Raw genomic sequence first — 1,427 nt, forward strand, 5'->3', positions numbered from 1 at the left:
CAACACATACGCCCGGGCATTCCAGATCGGCCGCCCAATCGGCACCACCCCCACACCACCACCAACCACCGCATGCACCATCGCATCGATCGTCGCCTCCGTCGGCCCATAAAGGTTGTGGACCTCCACCGACCACACATCAGCAACCCGAGCCGCCAACTCCCCCGACAACGGCTCACCACCACACAACACAGCCCGCAGACACCCAGGAACCGCCCCGGTCCCACTGCCCAACACCAACGACAGGTGCGACGGCACGAACTGCGCCACCGTCACCCCGAAGTCCCGTATGCGATAGAGCAGTTGATCCGGGTCACGGTTCGTCTCCGGTGACACCAGACAGGTGGAGGCGCCGTGGAGCAACGGCAGCCAGATCTCCCACACAGACGCGTCGAAGCTCGGTGACGTCCGAGCCAGCACCCGATCCTCAGCCCGCAACGCCAGATGGTCAGCCAGCCACGCCATGTGATGCGTTACCGACGCATGAGTGACCACCACCCCCTTCGGACGTCCCGTAGAACCCGAGGTGTAAATGACATACGCCGGACCCGCAGCCGACGCAGCACCACCCGGACCGGACGTATGGCCCACGGACCAGGACGCGGAATCGTCCATGACGACGAACGGCAGCTCGGTCGAGGGAAGTTGCTCCTGAACGGCGCGATCGGTGATCAGCAGCTTCGGACGAGCGTCCTCCAGCAGATACGTGATACGAGCAGCCGGATAGGCGGGGTCCACGGGCAGATAGGCCGCACCCGCCTTCAAGACCGCCAGCATCGCCACGACCATCTCCGCGGTCCCCGGCAGCGCCAACGCCACCAGCCCCTCCGGGCCGATGCCGCGTCCCGACAAATAGTGCGCGAGATCGTTGGCCTCCGCCTCCAACTGGGCGTATGTCAGGGAACGACGACCGTCACGGACCGCCACCGCATCCGGGGTACGTCCCGCCTGTGCGCTGAAGAGTTCCGGCACGGTCAGCGGTGGCACCTGCCGAGACCGACCGCACCCTGCGGCGATCACCCGCGCCCGCTCCTCGGCGGTGAACAGCTCGACACCGTGGGCTCGCTGGTCCGGGTCGGCGACCACTGNGCCTGTGCGCTGAAGAGTTCCGGCACGGTCAGCGGTGGCACCTGCCGAGACCGACCGCACCCTGCGGCGATCACCCGCGCCCGCTCCTCGGCGGTGAACAGCTCGACACCGTGGGCTCGCTGGTCCGGGTCGGCGACCACTGCCGTCAGCAGCCGCGAGAGCCGGTCGGACAGCGCCCGCACGGTGTCGGCCTCGAACAGCTCGGTGGAGTACTCCAGGTGGCCCTCGATGCCTGCGGCGGCACCTGCCGCGTCCTGCATCTCGGTGAAGCTGAACGTCAGGTCGAACTTGCTGATGCCCGTGTGCACCGGCTGACCGCTCACCGTGACCCCCGGCAG

The 1,427-nt window shown here is 67.5% G+C and carries 2 protein-coding genes; both read right to left on the reverse strand.

Annotation, left to right across the window (positions count from 1 at the left end; translation table 11 throughout):
- The coding region (locus ACO1BR_RS44050) for an AMP-binding protein (protein WP_426800742.1) at window positions 1–1,086 on the reverse strand (1,086 nt) is incomplete at its 3' end.
- On the reverse strand, window positions 1,017–1,412 hold the full coding sequence (locus ACO1BR_RS44055) for a hypothetical protein (RefSeq protein WP_426800743.1): 396 nt from the start codon (window positions 1,410–1,412) through the stop codon (window positions 1,017–1,019). The genes ACO1BR_RS44055 and ACO1BR_RS44050, both read right to left, overlap by 70 nt.
- Window positions 1,413–1,427 lie beyond the last annotated feature (15 nt).

Source organism: Streptomyces sp. YGL11-2 (assembly GCF_050054615.1).
Taxonomy (GTDB): Bacteria; Actinomycetota; Actinomycetes; order Streptomycetales; family Streptomycetaceae; genus Streptomyces.